At 74.2% G+C, this 18,730-nt stretch carries 13 protein-coding genes and 1 pseudogene; 7 read left to right on the top strand and 7 right to left on the bottom strand.

Going from position 1 to position 18,730, the window contains the following annotated elements; translation table 11 throughout:
- Positions 1-56: 56 nt before the first annotated feature.
- Positions 57-500, bottom strand: coding sequence for a gamma-glutamylcyclotransferase family protein (locus ACGFS9_RS21615; RefSeq protein WP_393255298.1), 444 nt, complete (start codon positions 498-500; stop codon positions 57-59).
- Positions 497-823: a divalent-cation tolerance protein CutA gene (gene cutA, locus ACGFS9_RS21610; RefSeq protein WP_393255297.1), complete on the bottom strand. Its 327-nt coding sequence runs from the start codon at positions 821-823 to the stop codon at positions 497-499. The genes ACGFS9_RS21615 and cutA overlap by 4 nt, the downstream gene beginning before the upstream one ends.
- A 171-nt stretch (positions 824-994) precedes the next feature.
- On the opposite strand from cutA, the gene ACGFS9_RS21605 reads away from it, so the two are divergent.
- The 3 genes from ACGFS9_RS21605 to ACGFS9_RS21595 all read left to right on the top strand — a co-directional run bounded on the left by ACGFS9_RS21605 (position 995) and on the right by ACGFS9_RS21595 (position 4,598).
- Positions 995-2,632, top strand: coding sequence for a M4 family metallopeptidase (locus ACGFS9_RS21605; protein WP_393255295.1), 1,638 nt, complete (start codon positions 995-997; stop codon positions 2,630-2,632).
- Positions 2,633-3,271: 639 nt separating this feature from the next.
- Positions 3,272-3,790 carry a hypothetical protein gene (locus ACGFS9_RS21600; RefSeq protein WP_393255293.1) on the top strand — a complete coding sequence of 173 codons (519 nt, stop codon included), beginning with the start codon at positions 3,272-3,274 and terminating at the stop codon, positions 3,788-3,790.
- A gap of 187 nt (positions 3,791-3,977) precedes the next feature.
- Entirely contained in the window at positions 3,978-4,598 is a 621-nt protein-coding gene (locus ACGFS9_RS21595; protein WP_393255292.1) for a class F sortase, read from the top strand.
- Between the two features lie 46 nt (positions 4,599-4,644).
- Here the strand turns inward: ACGFS9_RS21595 and ACGFS9_RS21590 are convergent, their stop codons facing one another.
- The 4 genes from ACGFS9_RS21590 to ACGFS9_RS21575 all read right to left on the bottom strand — a co-directional run bounded on the left by ACGFS9_RS21590 (position 4,645) and on the right by ACGFS9_RS21575 (position 11,424).
- Positions 4,645-5,427, bottom strand: coding sequence for a sulfite exporter TauE/SafE family protein (locus ACGFS9_RS21590; RefSeq protein WP_393255290.1), 783 nt, complete (start codon positions 5,425-5,427; stop codon positions 4,645-4,647).
- A gap of 315 nt (positions 5,428-5,742) precedes the next feature.
- Entirely contained in the window at positions 5,743-6,678 is a 936-nt protein-coding gene (locus tag ACGFS9_RS21585; RefSeq protein ID WP_393255288.1) for an oxidoreductase, read from the bottom strand.
- Between the two features lie 359 nt (positions 6,679-7,037).
- Entirely contained in the window at positions 7,038-9,788 is a 2,751-nt protein-coding gene (gene ppdK / locus ACGFS9_RS21580) for a pyruvate, phosphate dikinase (RefSeq protein ID WP_393255287.1), read from the bottom strand.
- Positions 9,789-10,194: 406 nt separating this feature from the next.
- Positions 10,195-11,424, bottom strand: a complete 1,230-nt coding sequence (locus ACGFS9_RS21575) for an ROK family protein (RefSeq protein WP_393255285.1) — start codon at positions 11,422-11,424, stop codon at positions 10,195-10,197.
- Between the two features lie 119 nt (positions 11,425-11,543).
- Between ACGFS9_RS21575 and ACGFS9_RS21570 the strand changes: the two genes are divergently transcribed.
- On the top strand, positions 11,544-13,133 hold the full coding sequence (locus tag ACGFS9_RS21570; protein WP_393255283.1) for a hypothetical protein: 1,590 nt from the start codon (positions 11,544-11,546) through the stop codon (positions 13,131-13,133).
- Positions 13,130-15,067 carry a glycogen debranching N-terminal domain-containing protein gene (locus ACGFS9_RS21565; RefSeq protein ID WP_393255282.1) on the top strand — a complete coding sequence of 646 codons (1,938 nt, stop codon included), beginning with the start codon at positions 13,130-13,132 and terminating at the stop codon, positions 15,065-15,067. Before ACGFS9_RS21570 ends, ACGFS9_RS21565 begins: the two co-directional genes overlap by 4 nt.
- A 125-nt stretch (positions 15,068-15,192) precedes the next feature.
- Here ACGFS9_RS21565 and dusB read toward each other — a convergent pair whose 3' ends face one another.
- Positions 15,193-16,344, bottom strand: a complete 1,152-nt coding sequence (gene dusB, locus ACGFS9_RS21560) for a tRNA dihydrouridine synthase DusB (protein ID WP_393255281.1) — start codon at positions 16,342-16,344, stop codon at positions 15,193-15,195.
- Between the two features lie 96 nt (positions 16,345-16,440).
- Here dusB and ACGFS9_RS21555 point away from each other — a divergent pair, with 96 nt between their 5' ends.
- Complete coding sequence (locus ACGFS9_RS21555; protein WP_393255280.1) at positions 16,441-17,910, top strand: MFS transporter; 1,470 nt, start codon at positions 16,441-16,443, stop codon at positions 17,908-17,910.
- Positions 17,911-18,308: 398 nt separating this feature from the next.
- A pseudogene (locus tag ACGFS9_RS21550) lies at positions 18,309-18,722 on the top strand (M14 family zinc carboxypeptidase); the annotation flags it as partial.
- Positions 18,723-18,730: the final 8 nt, after the last annotated feature.

Below are 18,730 nucleotides of genomic sequence, written 5' to 3'. Positions count from 1 at the left end.
CCCGGGGGCGCACGGACCGGACACCCGCACGGGTGCACGGGCGCGGGCCGGGGGGCTCAGCCGAGGTCGGCGCAGGCGTCCGCGGCGCCGCCGCGCCACTCGCCGCCCTCGATCGGCTGCCCGGCCGCCCGCAGCCGCGCGGCCGGGGCGGGCGCCGCGACGTACACCCAGGCGCGCACGGCGACGCCGTCGGCGAGGACCGCGTCGCGCGCGACCCGCTCGTACAGGTTGCGCGGATCACCGGGGGTGTACTCCTCCAACACGTCGAGCAGCGCGAGGAGTTCGCCGTAGGCCGCGGGCAGCGCGGTCACGAGGTCGCCGGCCACCGCGGACCCGGGTTCCTCGACCGCGAAGGGGTGGCCGGGGCCCGGGTGGAGGGCGAGGCCCGGCATGCGCGCGGGGCGCTCGGAGACGGTCCGGCCGCGCAGGAACAGGGCGTGGTTGCGCTCGCCGGGCAGCAGGGTGCCGTAGACGAAGAACGGGAGCACCCGTGCGGTCACGGGGCCGTCTCCTCGGCCACCCAGCGCAGGTAGTCCGCACCGCCCGCGACGACCGGGACGGCGACGATCTCGGGCGTCTCGTAGCCGTGGGCGGCGCGGAGGTGGGCCTCCAGGTCGGGGTAGCGCGCGGCGCTCGTCTTGAACTGGATCTGCCACTCGACGGCCGTCTCGACGGCGCCGCGCCAGCGGTAGACGGACGTGACGGGTCCCGAGATCTGCGCGCAGGCCGCGAACCGTCCCGCCACCGCGCCGCGGGCCAACTCCGCCGCGCCGTCGGCGGAGTCGGTGGTGGTCAGGACGGCCAGGCAGGCGGGCGTCTCCATGATCGTCTCCATTCGTGGGGGTACCGCGACGATTCTCGCCGCATCCCGGGTCCGCCGCGTAGGCGGTATGGACATGACATGTCATGAACCCTTAAACCTGAGGCAGCCGTGCTGCTTCCGGCAGCACCTCCCCCACGCGCCCCTGCCCAAGGGGCCTTCCCAAGGAGACCGATGAGTCGGACACGGCACATCCGAGGTTCCTCGCTCGCCGGCACCGCCGTCGCGGCGGCCGCGCTGCTGGTCACCGCGATCGCCCCGACCGCGCACGCCGGCCCCCGGCCCGACCGGGCGACCGCCGTCGAGAACGCCGCCGCCGCCCTGGCGGACCACGCCGCGGCCCTGGGCCTCGGCTCCGCGCAGGGCACCTCCGTACGGGACGTCGTCATCGACCCGGACGGCGCGCAGCACGTGCGCTACGACCGGACCTACCGTCACCTGCCGGTGCTGGGCGGCGACTTCGTCGTCCACCTGGCGCCGGGCGGCTCCTACCGCGGCGCCGACCGGGCCACCACCCGGACCGTCTCGCTGAGCAGCGTCACCCCCGCGCTGCCCGCCCCGAAGGCGGCCGACCTGGCCGCCTCCGCGCTGCGCGCCGCCCACCGGGGCGAGACGCTGCGCAAGGTGACCGCCAAGCCGCAGCTCGTCGTCGACGCCCTGCACGGCGCGCCGAAGCTCGCCTGGCGCACCACCGTCGCCGCCCAGGACACGCTCGGCAACCCGGTCGCCCGGTCGGTCCTCACCGACGCCCGCAGCGGCGCCCGCATCGACTCCTGGGACACCATCGAGACGGCCTCCGGGGACGGCGCGTCCCTGTACAGCGGCACGGTGCCGCTGCAGACCACGGTGTCCGGTTCGACGAACCAGCTCAAGGACCCGACCCGCGGCAACACCTACACCGGCGACGCCGCGAACAAGACGGACCTGTGCTTCTTCGGGATCTGCTTCAGCCGGGCCCCCGCCACCGTCTTCACCGACGCGGACAACCACTGGGGCACCGGCTCCACGGCCGACCGCGCCTCGGCCGCGGTGGACGCGCAGTACGGAACCGACGAGACCTGGGACTACTACAAGAACGTGCACGGCCGGAACGGCATAGCCGGCGACGGCAAGGGTTCCTACAACCGCGTGCACTACGGCAACAAGTACAACAACGCCTTCTGGGACGACAGTTGCTTCTGCATGACCTACGGGGACGGTGACGGGTCGACGTTCGGCCCGCTGGTCGCGCTCGACGTCGCCGGACACGAGATGTCCCACGGCGTCACCTCCAAGACCGCGGCGCTCACGTACTCGGGCGAGTCCGGCGGGCTCAACGAGGCGACCTCCGACATCTTCGGCACCATGGTCGAGTGGTACGCGAACAACAGCTCCGACCCCGGTGACTACCTGATCGGCGAGAAGATCGTCCGCTCCGGCTTCGGCAAGCCCGCCCTGCGCTTCATGGACAAGCCGTCCAAGGACGGCAACTCGGCGGACTGCTGGAGCAGTTCGGTCGGCAACCTCGACGTCCACTACTCCTCCGGCGTCGCCAACCACTTCGCCTACCTCCTCTCGGAGGGCAGCGGGGCCAAGACCGTGGGCGGCGTCGCCTACGACTCCCCCACCTGCAACGGCTCGACCGTCTCCGGCATCGGCCACGACAAGGTGGGCAAGATCTGGTACCGCGCGCTGACGGTCTACATGACGTCGTCGACCAAGTACGCGGGCGCCCGCACCGCCACGCTCAACGCGGCGAAGGACCTCTACGGCGCCGGCAGCACGGAGTACAACGCCGTGGCGGCGGCCTGGTCGGCGGTCTCGGTCGCCTGACCGGCCCGCCGGGGGCGAACAGCCCCGGCGTGGGCGGGCGGCGCGCACACCCACCCGCCCACGCCCTGCCCGGCTCCGGGATCGAGGCCGGCTTGACTCCGGAGCCGGGGCCGGGGCCGGTCACGACCCTGGCTCCGGGGCCGGGACCCGTTCCGGCGCGGGCTCCGGTCCCGGCTCCGACTCCGGGGCCGGGACCGGTACCGGGACCAGGGCTTGTTCCGGCGCCGGCCCCGACCCGGGGTGCCGGGCCGGGGCCACGGCGGATGCCGGGGCCGCCGTCCGAAGGGAGCCGGGTCGGCGGAGCGCGTCCGGTCACCGGACGAGGCCGCCGCGGCGGCCGGACGGCGGGAGGCGGAGGGGGCGCCGGGACGGCGGCCGGGTGTCACCCGTTCACACCCCCGGCACCGCACCCGTCGGGTTCCCCTCCGCGACACGCCGGGCAGGCCCCGGTGACCTGCTGGAACGCCGAGGGCTCCGCCCGCGCCGCAGAGCCGCCTGACACCCGTTCACCTCATTTCCGACAGACCCTCGGCAAGCGCGGCGGGGCCGGTGCGCCTTACCTCGGAGGAGCAGGGGCACGACCGACGCAGCGGCACATGGGGGTGTCGCGGGCCGGGCCCCCTCGGAGGAGAGAGCACGATGCGACGTACCGCCCGGCTGCTGACCGGTACCGCGCTCGCCGTCACCGTCGCGGGCCTGGCCGCAGCTCCCGTGTCCGCACAGGACGCGGGCAGCCTGGAGGTGTTCCCCTCCACCGCGGCGCCGGGCGCCGACGTCACCGTCAACACGTCCGCCTGCGCCGAGTACGGCAGCGCGACCGGGGACGCCGGCGCGGTGGGCGCCGGCACCTTCACGCTCGCCGCGAGCGCGCACGAGCAGGACGCGATCGGCCGGTTCCGGGTGCCGCCGGGGGCCCAGCCGGGGACGTACGAGATCGTCGCGCGGTGCGCCGGCGGCCGGCGGGCGGCCGGCGATCTGACGGTGACCCTGACCCCGGCCCGAGAGCGGATCCAGCCGCGCGGCCACGTGAACACCGGTGTCGGCGGCGCGCTCGGCCCCGACCCCGTCCAGACCGCGGCGGGCGTGGCGGCACTGGCCGTCGCCGCCGCGGGCGGTACCTGGCTCCTGCATCGCCGGGCGAGAGGCGACGGGATCTGACGGACACCCTCCGCCGTCCGTCCGCCGGTACCGCCGCCCCTCCCCCTCCGCCGCCCGACGCCCCTCGCGGCGCGGAGGGGGAACGGGGCCCGACGCGGGGACCGACCGTGTCCCGCCCCCGGCCGTCCGGCCCGGCCGCCCCCGGCCCCGCCCCGGCCCCCGTCAAGGACCCTGTGAGGAGGCTCGTGTGCGCCGGGTCGGCAACATCGCCATAGCGTCGGTCACCGTCGTCGCGCTGTGTTCGGGCGGCTGGCTGCTGCACAGCGGTTCCGCGCCCCATCCACCGCCGCAGCCGTCGGCGGCCGAGGCGGGGACCGGCGGGGACCGGGCGCCGTCCGCCGCCCCGGCGCTGCCCCCCTCTTCGCCGGTCCGCATCCGCATCCCGGCGATCGGGGTGGACGCCCCGCTCATGGGCCTCGGCCTCACCCCGCAGGGCAGCCTGGACGTGCCGCCCGCGCGGAAGACGAACCTGGCGGGCTGGTACGAGTCGGGCACCTCGCCCGGCGAGCGCGGCACCGCGATCGTCGCCGGGCACGTCGACAACGCCGAGGGGCCGGCCGTCTTCTACGACCTGGGCGCCGTCCGCAAGGGCAGCACGGTCGAGGTGGACCGGAGCGACGGCGGCACCGCCGTGTTCACCGTCGACGCCGTCGAGGTGTACCGGGCGAACGCCTTCCCCGACGCCAAGGTGTACGGCGCGGCCCCCCGGCCCGAACTGCGGGTGATCACCTGCGGCGGCGGCTACTCGAAGGCGACGGGTTACCAGGGCAACGTGGTGGTCTTCGCCCACCTGACGGGCAGCCGCTGAGGGGCCGCCGCCGGGGGGCGGCAGCGGACCGGGCCGCGGGCGGGGCTCAGGACAGCCACTGCTCGTAGGCCATGTTGGCGACCAGGGCGAAGACCACGGTCAGCAGCACCACGCGGACGAAGCCGCTGCCCTTCTTGAGGGCGGTCCGCGCCCCGACCATGCCGCCGGCCAGGTTGAAGGCGGCCATGAGCGCGGCGAGTTCCCAGAAGACGGTGCCCTTCCAGCCGAAGGTGGCGAGGGCGCCGGCGTTGGTGCAGCAGTTGACGATCTTGGCGGTGGCGGAGGCGGTCACCAGGTCGAGGTGGAGCAGCGCGGTCAGGGCGAGCACCAGGAAGGTTCCGGTGCCGGGACCGATGAGACCGTCGTAGAAGCCGATGCCGAGCCCGGCCAGGCCGATCGCGGCGAGGACGCGGCGCGCGGAGACGGGGGTGGTGGGCGGCGCGGTGCCGAACGCGGGGCGCAGGATCACGAAGGCGCCGACGCCGAGCAGGACGACCATGACGACCGGCTTGAGCACCTCGGTGCTGAGCCCGGCCGCGACGAAGGCGCCCGCCGTGGACCCGGCGAGCGCGGCCAGCCCGATACGGACGGCGAGCCGCACGTCGACGGGCGCCTTGCGCGCGTACGTCACCGCGGCGCCGGTCGTGCCGACGATCGCGACCGCCTTGTTGGTGCCCAGCGCGTAGGCGGCGGGCGTGCCCGCGGGCAGACCCAGCAGCAGGGCGGGCAGCAGGAGCAGGCCGCCGCCGCCGACCACGGCGTCGATCCAGCCGGCCGCGAGGGCTGCGAGGCACAGCACGAGCACCATGGTCAGCGATATGTCGGGCATGATCGCGACCCTATGGACGCGGTGCGTGTGCCGTCCACGCATCCCGGCAGGCTTGAGGGACTTCTGAGCTTCGGAACCGGCCCCAACCGGCGGATGCGCCGGAGGCGACGAGGAGCCGGGCCGAGGCGACGGCCCGGCTGGGCCTGGGGGCGGTCCGCGAGCGGCCGGGTCCGGCGGTCCGGGCAGGGGGCCGGGGGCCGGTCAGGGAGGAGGCCCGGGCAGGGGGCCGAGGCCGGCCGGCGAGCAGGCCGGGCCCGGTCCGGGAACGGGCCGGGGCCGCGGTCCGCTCCCGGACGGGGGCGGCGGTTCGGGGTGTCAGTCCTTGAGCTCGTCGAAGGCGACCCCGGTCAGGTCCCGGGAGGCGGCCCAGAGCAGCTCGCCCGCCCGGTCGTCGCGCGTCCAGGAGGCCCGCCAGGAGGGCGCGGGCGCACCGCGCCACATCGCGAACGACGGCCCGACGAAGGCGTCGGGTGCCACGCCGGGCGCGGTGGCCGCGTACAGGCTGGGCAGCGCCCCGGCCTCGGCGCTCTGCGCGAAGACGCGGTTGGCCAGTTCCGTCAGCCGCTCGGCGCCCCGGCGTCCCGCCATCCGGGGCCCGGCGGCCTGGAGGTTGGTGGAGGCGTATCCGGGGTGCGAGGCGGCCGCGACGACACGGGACCCGGTGCGCGACAGCCGTCGGGCCAGCTCGTGCGTGAAGAGGAGGTTGGCCGTCTTGGAGCGCGCGTAGGCGATCCACTTGCGGTAGGGCTGCCGGTCGCCGTTGAGGTCGTCGAGGTCGATGTTGGCGAGCGCGTGGACCATGCTGGAGACGGTGACGACGCGGGCGCCGGGGGTGTCGGCGATCTGCGGGTACAGCAGGCCGGTGAGGGCGAAGTGCCCGAGGTGGTTGACGCCGAACTGGGTCTCGAACCCGTCGGCGGTGCGGCCGGCGGGCAGCGCCATGACTCCGGCGTTGTTGACCAGCAGGTCGAGCCGTTCGTACGCCCGTCCGAATCCGGCGGCGAAGTCGACGACGGAGGCCAGGTCCCCGAGGTCCAGCCGCCGGAACGCGACCTCCGCGCCGGGCACCTCGGCGACGATGCGGTCGCCGGCCTCGGCGCCGCGCGCCTCGCTCCGGCAGGCGAGCACGACCCGGGCCCCGGCCCGGGCCAGCTCCCTCGCGGTGACGTACCCGAGCCCGCTGTTGGCACCGGTGACGACGGCGGTACGGCCGCGCTGGTCGGGCACGTCCTGGGCGGTCCAGCCGGGCATGGGGGCTCCTTCGGGACGGATGACGCGAGGGCTCCCCCAGCCTAGGCGGGTGAGGGCGGGGCGGCTGCGCCGGACATGCGTCCGCACCGAACGGGCCCGGCCGCGCGGGACCCGGGCGCTCCCGGGCCCTCCCCCGCACCCGGATCCGGGAGGGCCCCGTCTCCGGCAGCCGGGCCGGGCGCCGGGCGGGCGCCCCGACCCGCGGCGTGCGCGGGACGGGACCGGGCCGGGTCGGGGGCGAGAAGCCCCGCCCACCCCGAAGGGGCGGCACCCCCGCACAGGGTGCCGCCCCTTCGTTTCGGACGCCGGAGGTGGCGCCGGCCGGTGAGGGTGGGTGGCCGGCGGGGCTCCGGGGCTTTTCAGCGGTGGTCGCTGCCCTGGGAGGTGGAGGCCGCGCGGCCCGCTTCCAGGCGGGCGACGGGGATGCGGAAGGGGGAGCAGGAGACGTAGTCGAGTCCGACCTCGTGGAAGAAGTGGACGGACTCGGGGTCGCCGCCGTGCTCGCCGCAGACGCCGAGCTTGAGGTCGGGGCGGGTGGCGCGCCCGGCCTCGACCGCGGACTTCACCAGGGAGCCGACGCCGTCCTTGTCGATCGTCTCGAAGGGGCTGACGCCGAAGATGCCCTTCTCCAGGTAGGCGGTGAAGAAGGAGGCCTCCACGTCGTCGCGGCTGAAGCCCCACACGGTCTGGGTGAGGTCGTTGGTGCCGAAGGAGAAGAACTCGGCGGCCTCGGCGATCTGGCCGGCGGTCAGCGCGGCGCGCGGGAGTTCGATCATCGTGCCGATGGCCAGCTTCAGGTGGACGCCGGTGGCGGCCTCGACCTCGGCGATGACCTGGTCGGCCTCCTCGCGGACGATCTCCAGCTCCTGGACGGTGCCGACGAGCGGGATCATGATCTCCGCGCGGGGGTCGCCCTTGGCGTTGCGGCGTTCGGCGGCGGCCTCGGCGATGGCCCGGACCTGCATGGTGAACAGGCCGGGGATGACCAGGCCGAGGCGGACGCCGCGCAGGCCGAGCATCGGGTTCGCCTCGTGCAGGCGGTGCACCGCCTGGAGCAGGCGCAGGTCGTTCTCGTTGGCGTCCTTGCGGGACTCGGCGAGCGCGACGCGCACCGACAGCTCCGTGATGTCGGGCAGGAACTCGTGCAGCGGCGGGTCCAGCAGGCGGACCGTCACCGGGAGGCCGTCCATCGCCGAGAACAGCTCCACGAAGTCCTGCTTCTGGAGCGGCAGGAGCGCCTTCAGCGACTCCTCGCGCTCGGCGTCGGTGTCCGCCAGGATCAGACGCTCGACCAGTTCGCGACGGTCGCCGAGGAACATGTGCTCGGTGCGGCACAGGCCGATGCCCTGGGCGCCGAAACGGCGGGCGCGCAACGCGTCCTCGGCGTTGTCGGCGTTGGCGCGTACGCGCAGGCTGCGCTTGCGGTCGGCGAAGGCCATGATCCGGTGGACCGCCTGGACCAGTTCGTCGGCGTCGTCGGCGCCCGCGTGCATCCGGCCCTCGAAGTACTCGACGACCGGCGAGGGGACGACGGGGACCTCACCGAGGTACACCTTGCCGCTGGAGCCGTCGATCGAGATGAGGTCGCCCTCCTCGACGACCTGCCCGCCGGGCACGGTCATCCGGCGCCGCTTGGTGTCGACCTCCAGCTCCTCGGCGCCGCAGACACAGGTCTTGCCCATGCCGCGCGCGACGACGGCGGCGTGTGAGGTCTTGCCGCCGCGCGAGGTCAGGATGCCCTCGGCCGCGATCATGCCGTCGAGGTCGTCGGGGTTCGTCTCACGGCGGACGAGGATGACCTTCTCGCCGGAACGGGACCACTTCACCGCGGTGTACGAGTCGAAGACCGCCTTGCCGACCGCGGCGCCCGGCGACGCGGCGATGCCGCGGCCGACCTGCTGGACCTTCGCGTCCTCGTCGAAGCGGGGGAACATCAGCTGGGCGAGCTGGGCGCCCGTCACGCGCTGGAGGGCCTCGGCCTCGTCGATGAGTCCCTGGTCCACGAGCTGGGTGGCGATCCGGAAGGCCGCGCCCGCGGTGCGCTTGCCGACGCGGGTCTGGAGCATCCACAGCTGGCCGCGCTCGATGGTGAACTCGATGTCGCAGAGATCCTTGTAGTGGTTCTCCAGGGTCTCCATGATCTGCATGAGCTGGTCGTACGACTTCTTGTCGATCGACTCCAGCTCGGCGAGCGCGACCGTGTTGCGGATGCCGGCGACGACGTCCTCGCCCTGGGCGTTCTGGAGGTAGTCGCCGTAGACGCCCTGGTGGCCGGAGGCGGGGTCGCGGGTGAAGGCGACGCCGGTGCCGGAGTCGGGGCCGAGGTTGCCGAAGACCATCGAGCAGACGTTCACGGCGGTGCCGAGGTCGTGCGGGATGCGCTCCTGGCGGCGGTAGAGCTTGGCGCGCTCGGTGTTCCAGGAGTCGAAGACCGCGTGGATGGCGAGGTCCATCTGCTCGCGCGGGTCCTGCGGGAAGTCCCGGCCGGCCTCGGCCTTGACGATCTTCTTGAACCTGGTGACGAGCTTCTTCAGGTCGGCCGCTTCGAGGTCGGTGTCGACGGCGACCTTCTTGAGGTGCTTCGCCGCCTCCAGCGCCTCCTCGAAGAGGTCCCCGTCGACGCCGAGGACGGTCTTGCCGAACATCTGGATGAGCCGGCGGTAGGAGTCCCAGGCGAAGCGGTCGTCGCCGGCCTGCTTCGCGAGGCCCTGGACGGAGGTGTCGGAGAGGCCGATGTTGAGGACGGTGTCCATCATGCCCGGCATGGAGAACTTGGCCCCGGAGCGGACCGACACCAGCAGGGGGTCGTCGGCCTGGCCGAGCTTCTTGCCCATGACGGCCTCGAGGGCGTCGAGGTGCGCACTCACCTCGTCACGCAGTGCCGCCGGCTCCTCACCGCTGTCGAGGTACGTCTTGCACGCCTCGGTGGTGATGGTGAAGCCGGGAGGGACGGGAAGACCCAGGTTGGTCATCTCGGCGAGGTTGGCACCCTTGCCTCCGAGAAGGTCCTTGAGTTCCTTGTTGCCCTCGGTGAAGTCGTAAACGAACTTCGTCCCGCCGACGCCGCTGTCGCCGTTCTCAGCTACGTGGGGATCTTTGTTTTCCGACACGAGTCTCGACTCCTCGACGTCGCGGTGGCTGCCCTGACGAGGGGGAACATACCCAGATCGAAGGCGCCTGGGTACGTCCACTTGTGCGTCATGAGCCTGTAACCACCCGTCCGCCACCAGATCGAAAGTCAAAGCTTGGCAAGCCATCTCGGCCGAGTGTTTTCACTTCTTGAAGGCGGCAAGGCCCCGAGACCACCTGGTGCGCTCATCTGAGCGCCTCGCATCACGCCTGAGTTTAATCGATGAACGATCAGAGGGTGGCACTGAGTGCCACCCCTTAGGGAAATGCAGTCTCCCAAGATCCGCTCATCTGAGCAATACCCCTATCAAGGGTGGCGAGAATCACGCACCGCGGAGCAGCCGGATTTCATCATGCGGACCGCGATCGGGACACGGCGCCCGCCCGTCACACCCCGAGCGCGGTGAGCCGCTCCTCCACCCGCTCCGGGGCGTACAGGTGCTCCACGACCAGCGCCCCCGCCCCCACCAGGGCGGCCCGGTCGCCCAGCGCGGAGGTCACCACCTCCAGGTGGGCCGTGGAGCGGGGCAGCGCCCGCTGGTAGAGCAGTTCCCGCACGCCGGTGAGGAACGGTGTTCCGGCCAGGTCCCCGGCGATCATCAGCACCCCGGGGTTCAGGAGCGTCACCACCGTGGCCAGGACGTCGCCCACCTGCCGGCCGGCCTCCCGGGCCAGCGCCGTCGCCTCGGGGTGTCCGGCCGCCAGCAGGTCGCGCACGTCGGAGCCGGATGCGGCCGGCACGCCCGCCTCCGCGAGCCGCCGGGCCACCGCGCCGCCGCTCGCCACGGCCGCCAGACAGCCGTGCGAACCGCACCGGCACAGCGCGTCGGCGCCCACCCGGATGTGCCCTATGTCGCCGGCCCCGCCGTCGATCCCGCGGTAGATCGCGCCGTCGACGACCACGCCGGCGCCGATCCCGGTGGAGACCTTGACCAGGGCGAACGCCGAGCAGTCGGGGTGGGCGGTGCGCTGCTCCCCGTAGGCCATCAGGTTGGCGTCGTTGTCGACCAGCACCGGGACGCGGGCGCCGGGGCCGGTGCCCACGTGCTCGGCGAAGGCGCGGCCCAGCCGGCCCCGGATGTCGTAGCCGTCCCAGCCGGGCATGATCGGCGGCTGCACCACCCGGCCGCTGTCCCGGTCCACCGGGCCGGGCACCGCGAGCCCGATGCCGCAGACCGCCCCGGCCCCCCGCCCGGACGTCTCCACCAGCTCCGCGAACCAGCGCCCGAGTTCGCCGAGCACCGCCTCGGGCCCGTCGTCGATCACCAGGAGACCCGCGCGCTCGGCGAGGATCTCCCCGGTCAGGGTGAGCACGGCGGCCCGGCCGTGCCGGGTGTCCAGGTCGGCGGCCAGGACCACGGCGTGCTCGTCGTCGAACTCCAGCGTGATGGACGGCCGGCCGCCGAGCGGCGACGCGACCGGGCCGCCGGCGCCCTCGCGCAGCCATCCGGCACGGAACAGCCGGTCGAGGCGCTGGCCGACGGTCGCCCGGGACAGACCGGTGGCCTGCTGGAGCGCTCCGCGCGTGGTCGCCCGGCCGCTGCGCACCAGTTCCAGCAGCTCTCCGGCGCTCGCCTGGTTCCCGGCCTTCACGGCCCTCACCGCCCTTCCCGTCATGCGCACCCCCTTGCGTTCCCCAACTCTGCATTACATATTGAGTTTTGCGTGTTAAATAGACGTAACCCTACGGCACGTGGTGCCGAACTGGTCGGACGGACGTCTTCGGGGAGACCTGAGTGGACAGCACAACCCGGCTCACCGCCCTGCGCAGAGGCCTCATCGCCCCCCTGCGCCCCACCGGCACTCCCCAGCACGCCGCGGGACCGCCCGCCGCGCCGCGTCCGCAGGGCGTCGCCCGGACCGGACCCGCCGTATACGATCCCGCGACCGCGGCGGGTTCCCTGCACCTCAGGGCGTCCCGGGTGCTGAACGGCAACTGGACGGGAACGTCCACCGTGCCCTCCCGCGGCCTGTACCCGCACCAGTGGTCGTGGGACTCGGCGTTCATCGCGATCGGGCTGCGCCACCTGTCGCCGCTGCGGGCGCAGACGGAACTGGAGACCCTGCTGGGCGCGCAGTGGGCGGACGGGCGCGTCCCGCACATCGTGTTCAACCCCGCCGTCCCCCTCGACGCCTACTTCCCGAGCCCGGACTTCTGGCGCTCCTCGACCGCGGGCCGCGCCGCGGGCGCCCCGCGCACCGTACAGACCTCCGGCATCGTGCAGCCACCGGTCCACGCGCTCGCGGTGTGGCTGGTGCACCGGGCCGACCCCGGCCTGTCACGGGCCCGCGGATTCCTCTCCCGGGCCTACCCCCGGCTGGCGGCCTGGCACCGCTACCTCCTGCACCGGCGCGACCTCGGCGGCGGCGGCCTCGCCGGCGTCGTCCACCCCTGGGAGCAGGGCATGGACAACAGCCCCTGCTGGGACGTCCCGCTCGGCCGCGTGACACCGGCCCCGGCCCGCTCCTTCCGGCGCGCCGACCTCGACCACGGCTCCCCCGAGGACCGGCCCACCGACCTCGACTACGGACGCTACGTGCGGCTGGCGGCCGACTACCGGGACCGCGGATACGCCGACGGGGGCGGCGAGTTCGCCGTCGAGGACCCGGCCTTCAACGCCCTGCTCATCGCCTCCGAGCACGCGCTCGCCGAGATCGCCCGGGAACTCGGCGCGGCCGGCACCGCACGCCACGCCCGCGCCGAGCGGCTGACGGCGGTGCTGGTGGACCGGCTGTGGGACCCGGCGCGGGGCCTGTTCCTCTGCCGCGACGGGCGCGGCGGCCCGGACGGCCGGGGCGCCGGGCCGATCCCCGAGCGCAGCGTCGCCGGCCTGCTGCCGCTGATCCTGCCCGCGCTGCCGCGCGACATCGCCGCCACGCTCGTGAGGACGGCGGGCGGGCCGCACTTCGGACTCGGCGCCGGCACCCGGCTCGCGCCCAGCTACGACCTGACCGGCGACGCCTTCGACCCGCACCGGTACTGGCGCGGGCCCGCCTGGTTCAACACCAACTGGCTGCTGGAGCGCGGGCTGCGCCTGCACGGCGAGCACCGGCGGGCGGACGCGCTGCGCACCGCCCTGCTGGACACCGCCGGGGAGTCCGGGTTCGCCGAGTACGTCGACCCGTACACCGGCGCGCCCTGCGGAGCGGCCGGCTTCAGCTGGACGGCGGCGCTGACGCTCGACCTGCTGCACGACACCGCGGGCGGGCCGGAGCCGGTGGTGTCCGGGGCCGGGCAGGAAGCGCCGGAGGCCGCGGCACACGGCACCGCCGGACGACACGCACACGACGCCGGGACGGGCGCCGAGGGAGGGGACCGGGAATGACGGATCGGCAGCATCTGCTCGTGCACGGCGGGACGTTCGCCGCCGTGGGGGACGCAGGGGACATCAGCGGGGTACGGGGCGGCGGCTCGCCCGACGGACTGTTCGTCCGGGACGCCCGGCACCTCAGCCGCTGGCAGCTGACCGTGGACGGGGCGGTGCCCGAGGCGCTCACCCCGGTCGCGGACGGCGACACCGCGGCTTGCGTGCTGGTGCCGCGCGGCGGCCGCAACGAACCGCCCGCCTACACGCTCTTCCGCGAACAGGCCGTCGCCGAGGGCGCGTTCGTGGAGGCGCTGCGCGTCACCAGCAACCGGCCGACACCGACCACGGTGCGGATCGCGGTCACCGCGGACGCCGACTTCACCGACCAGTTCGAACTGCGCTCGGACCACCGCACGTACGCCAAGACCGGTGTCGTACGGCAGCGCCGGGTCCTCGACGACGGGGTGGAGTTCAGCTACCGGCGCGGGGAGTGGCGGTCCCGCACCACCGTCACCTCCGAACCCGCCCCGGACGGCGTGGAGGAGACCGGCACCGGCGCCCGCCGCCTGGTGTGGGCCCTGGATCTCGAACCGCACGGCTCCGCGGAGCTGGCGCTGCGCGTGGCGGCCCGCCCGCACGGGGCGGCGCACGCGCCGAGCGTGCCCGCCTCCCCCGCCGCCGCCACCGAGCGGCTCCTCGCGCTGGAGGGCGAGTTCGCGCAGGGCGTGCCCTTCCCCACCGGCTGGCCGGAGCTGGCCGCCGCCTGCGCGCGCGGCCTGTCCGACCTGGCGGTGCTCCAGGTCCCGGCCCGCGGCCCGGACGGCGAGGAACTGCGGGTCCCGGCCGCCGGCGTCCCCTGGTTCCTGACCCTGCTGGGCCGGGACGCCCTGCTCACCTCGCTGTTCGCGCTGCCCTACCGGCCCCGGCTGGCCGCCGCCACCCTGCCCGCGCTCGCCGCGACGCAGGCCGTCGACGTGGGCGCGGACACGGTCGCCCAGCCGGGCAAGATCGTGCACGAGGTGCGGCACGGCGAACTCGCGCACTTCGGGCAGGTGCCGTTCGGCCGCTACTACGGCTCGGTGGACGCCACACCGCTGTTCCTGGTGCTGCTCGGCGCGTACACCGAGCAGACCGGGGACACCGCCCTGGCACGCCGGCTGGAGCCGCACGCCCGCGCGGCGATCGGCTGGATGCTGGACCACGGCGGACTCACCTCCCGCGGCTACCTCGTCTACCGGGCGGACGGCGGCGGTCTCGCCAACCAGAACTGGAAGGACTCCCCCGGCGCGATCTGCTCCGCCGACGGCAGCCGGCCCGGCGGCCCGGTGACGGCCGCGGGCGCCCAGGGCTACGCGTACGACGCGCTGCGCCGCACCGCGCAGCTCGCCCGGACCGTCTGGGACGACGCGGTGTACGCGGCGCTCCTCGAACAGGCCGCGGCCGACCTGCGCGACCGCTTCCAGCGGGACTTCTGGATGAGCGACCACGCCTTTCCCGCGCTGGCGCTGGACGGTGACGGGCGGCACGTGGACGCGCTCGCCTCGGACGCGGGCCACCTGCTGTGGTCGGGGCTGCTGGACAAGGAGTACGGCGAGGCGGTGGGCCGCCGGCTGCTGGAGCCGGACTTCTTCTCCGGATGGGGGGTGCGCACGCTGGCCGCGGGCCAGTCGGCCTACCACCCGATGTCGTACCACCGCGGTTCGGTCTGGCCGCACGACAACGCGCTCATCGCGCTGGGTCTCGCCCGGTACGGCCTGCACGACGAGGCCCGCACGGTGGCGCACGGTCTGGTGGACGCGGCGACCGCGGCCGGCCACCGGCTGCCCGAGGTCCTCGCGGGCTACGACCGTGGGACCCACGGCGAACCCGTGCCGTATCCGCACGCCTGCGTCCGCGAGTCCCGTTCGGCGGCGACGCCCCTCGCGCTGCTCACGGCGGTCGGCGGCGCCTGAGGGCGACGGGGCGCCGGGCGGGGGCGGTCGCCCGCCCGGGCCGGCACGGGCGTACCGCGGGGGCGGCGGGCCAGGACGGGCTCGCCGTGGGATGCCGGCGGGGCGCCACCGGGCGGCGGGCGGGGTCAGCCGCCGGAGGTGTCCAGTTCGGCGTCCTCGCCGACGCCGGCGCAGTCGTAGGGGTCCTTCAGCCAGCCGTCGGGCAGGACGACGCGGTTGTTGCCGGAGGTGCGGCCGCGGGGCCCGTCGGCGCCGGCGGGCCACTCCTGGTCGAGGTCCAGCTCGGCCAGCCCGTCGGACAGTTCGGCGAGCGAGGAGGTGACGGCGAGCCGCTTGCGCATCTCGGAGCCGACGGAGAAGCCCTTCAGGTACCAGGCGACGTGCTTGCGGAAGTCGATGACGCCGCGCGCCTCGTCGCCGATCCACTCGCCGAGCAGGGTGGCGTGGCGGACCATGACGGCGGCGACCTCGCGGAGCGTGGGCCGGGCGTACTCCGCGCGGCCCTCGAACGCGGCGACCAGGTCGCCGAACAGCCACGGCCGGCCGAGGCAGCCCCGGCCGACGACCACGCCGTCGCAGCCGGTCTCGCGGACCATCCGCAGCGCGTCGTCCGCCGACCAGATGTCGCCGTTGCCGAGGACGGGGATCTCCGGCACGTGCTCCTTCAGCCGGGCGATGGCGTCCCAGTCGGCGGTGCCGCCGTAGTGCTGCGCGGCGGTCCGGCCGTGCAGGGCGATGGCGGTCACGCCCTCCTCGACCGCGATCCGCCCGGCGTCCAGGAAGGTGATGTGGTCGTCGTCGATGCCCTTGCGCATCTTCATCGTCACGGGCAGGTCCCCGGCGCCGGCGACGGCCTCGCGGAGGATCGCGCGCAGCAGGTTGCGCTTGTAGGGCAGCGCGGAGCCGCCGCCCTTGCGGGTCACCTTGGGGACCGGGCAGCCGAAGTTCAGGTCGATGTGGTCGGCGAGGTCCTCTTCCGCGATCATGCGGACGGCCTTGCCGACGGTCGCGGGGTCGACGCCGTACAGCTGGATCGAGCGCGGCTTCTCGGTCGCGTCGAAGTGGATCAGCTGCATGGTCTTCTCGTTGCGCTCGACCAGCGCCCGCGTCGTGATCATCTCGCTGACGAAGAGCCCCTTGCCGCCGCTGAACTCGCGGCACAGCGTGCGGAACGGCGCGTTCGTGATCCCGGCCATGGGGGCGAGGACGACGGGCGGCTGCACCCGGTGGGGACCGATCGGCAGCACGGAGTTCACGGTGGCGGTGGGCGTGGGCATTCCCCCATTGTGGCGTACCGGGCCGGATGCCCGCACGGAAGACCATGTATGGGTCATTAGTTAGACACACTATCGACGTCGGCGTAGGCTGAGGCAATGCCTGAGCTCAGCCACCGACACCGCATGCTCGTGCTCGCGATCTGCTGCATGAGCCTGCTCATCGTCAGCCTCGACGTCACCATCCTGAACGTCGCCCTGCCCTCGATGCAGCAGGAACTGCACGCGAGCGTCGCCGGCATGCAGTGGACCATCGACGCCTACACCCTGGTGCTGGCCTCCCTGCTGATGCTCGCCGGCTCCACCGCCGACCGCGTCGGCCGCCGCAAGGTCTTCACGGCGGGCCTGGTCCTGTTCACCCTCGGCTCCGTGCTCTGCTCCCTCGCCCCCGACCTCGACGCCCTCATCGCCTTCCGGATGATCCAGGCCGTCGGCGGCTCCATGCTCAACCCGGTCGCGATGTCGATCATCACCAACACCTTCACCGACCCCCGCGAACGCGCCCGGGCGATCGGCGTGTGGGGCGCGGTCGTCGGCATCTCCATGGCCGCGGGCCCCCTCGTCGGCGGACTCCTCGTCGACACCGTCGGCTGGCGCTCCATCTTCTGGATCAACCTGCCCGTCGGCCTCGCCGCCCTCCTCCTCACCCTGCGCTTCGTCCCCGAGTCCCGCGCCCCCAGGGCCCGCCGCCCCGACCCGGTCGGCCAACTCCTCGTCATCGCGCTCCTCGGCTCTCTCACCTACGCGATCATCGAGGCCCCCACCTCCGGCACCCCCCACACCCTCGCCTTCGGCGCCATCGCCCTCGCCGCCCTGCTCGGCCTGCTGCGCTACGAACCCCGCCGCGACGAACCCCTCATCGACCTGCGCTTCTTCCGCTCCGCGCCGTTCAGCGGCGCCACCGTCATCGCGGTCAGCGCGTTCGCCGCCCTCAGCGGCTTCCTGTTCCTGTCGACGCTCTACCTGCAGAACGTCCGGGGCCTCGACGCCCTGCACGCGGGCCTGTGGATGCTGCCCATGGCCATCCCCTGCTTCGTCTGCGCACCCCTGTCCGGCCGGCTCGTCGGCAACCGCGGGCCCCGCCTGCCCCTGCTGATCGCCGGCGTCGCCATGACCGCCAGCGGCATCCTGTTCGCCGCCTTCGAGGCCGAGACCTCCAACGCCACCCTCGTCCTCGGCTACGTCCTCTTCGGCCTCGGCTTCGGCTTCGTCAACGCCCCCATCACCAACACCGCCGTCTCCGGCATGCCCCGCGCCCAGGCGGGCGTCGCCGCGGCCGTCGCCTCCACCAGCCGCCAGATCGGCGGCACCCTCGGCGTCGCCGTGATCGGCGCCGCGCTCGCCACCGGCGTCACCGCCTCCACCTACCGCGACACCTTCGTCTCCGCCGCCCGCCCCGGCTGGTGGATCATCGCCGGATGCGGCCTCGCCGTCCTGGTCCTCGGCGCACTCACCAGCGGACGCCGGGCCCGGAGCAGCGCCGACCGCACGGCCCGCCTGCTGGGGACCCCGGACACCACGGAACCGGCCCCCGCCTCCCCCAGGACCCAGGACACCGCTTCCGCCTGAGCCCGGCCGCACCGCACCGCACCGGACACCCCGCAGCCATCCCGACCCCCCGGCCACCGGCCACCCGGCACGAGAGCCTTCCGACCGACCCGCACGCGCCCGCGCGCCGGACCGTGAGCAAGCGCGGCACGGGTCATCGCCGGCGACCCGCACCCGCCCGCACAGCCACCGGCACATGCACCCGTCATGCCGCCAACTCCCCCTCATTCAGGGCCTGTTGACACCATCCGCCCGCCGTGTCGTACTGAGTCGCACTCACGTCGACCCGACCGCGCCCGGAGACCGCCCGGCCGCACACCCCCGGTCGACCACTCCCCGACCCGAGGAGCCACCGTGCCGCAGACCACGATCCACACGCCGAACCCCACGCCCCCCGCGGGCGCCGGCGGAACCGGACACTGAACTACCCCACACCCGCCGACGTCACCCGCACCGCCAGGGCCCTCGCCACCCGGCACCCCGACACCTGCCGGCTCACCACCATCGGCCACTCCCGCCGCGGCACCCCCCTACGGATGCTCAGCATCGGCAGAGGCCCACGGCACGCCCTCGTGGTCGCGGGCGCCCACCCCAACGAATACGTCGGCGGCGGCACCCTCCACGCGCTGGCCCACCGGGCACTGGCCGGCGAACACCCCGGAACCGCCTGGCACCTCGTGCTGTGCCTCGACCCCGACGGAGCACACCTCAACGAAGGCGGCCACCACACCGACACCCTCCTCGACCACTACCGCCACTTCTTCCGCCCCGCCCCCGACGAACAACCCGAATGGGCACCTGCCCTCCCCCACCCCCGCATCCTCCCCGAGAGCCGCGCCCT

It is taken from the genome of Streptomyces sp. NPDC048566 (assembly GCF_043199735.1).
Classification (GTDB): Bacteria; Actinomycetota; Actinomycetes; order Streptomycetales; family Streptomycetaceae; genus Streptomyces.
Note: the sequence above shows the minus strand (reverse complement) of the source record. Positions and strands in the feature narration are given on the sequence as shown.